At 65.1% G+C, this 272-nt stretch carries 1 protein-coding gene; it reads right to left on the bottom strand.

Translation table 11 applies throughout. The annotated features are described in order from the left end of the window. Window positions 1-272, bottom strand: a 272-nt coding sequence (locus EOA78_RS35700; RefSeq protein WP_164784129.1) for a sodium/proton-translocating pyrophosphatase, incomplete at both ends; no start/stop codon positions are given.

The raw sequence follows: 272 nt of genomic DNA, 5'->3' as shown, positions 1-272 counted from the left end.
GTGGATTGGCGCACTTCCTTGGGCAAGCCGGCCATTTCGGCGATGCCGCCGGCATTGTCGGTAACCGGGCCGAAGGCGTCGAGCGCAACGATCATACCGGCAAGCCCGAGCATCGTGGTGACGGCGATCGCCGTGCCGTAGAGGCCGGCGAGCTGGTAGGTCGATATGATGCCGCCGACGATGACGATCGCCGGAAGTGCCGTCGATTCCAGCGAGACCGCAAGACCCTGGATGACGTTGGTGCCGTGACCGGTGACCGAAGCCTGGGCGAT

The sequence above is a fragment of the Mesorhizobium sp. M5C.F.Cr.IN.023.01.1.1 genome, from assembly GCF_003997585.1.
GTDB classification, from domain to species: domain Bacteria; phylum Pseudomonadota; class Alphaproteobacteria; order Rhizobiales; family Rhizobiaceae; genus Mesorhizobium; species Mesorhizobium wenxiniae.
The sequence above is the reverse complement of the archived record's forward strand: the minus strand, read 5'-3'. Positions and strand labels throughout refer to the sequence as shown.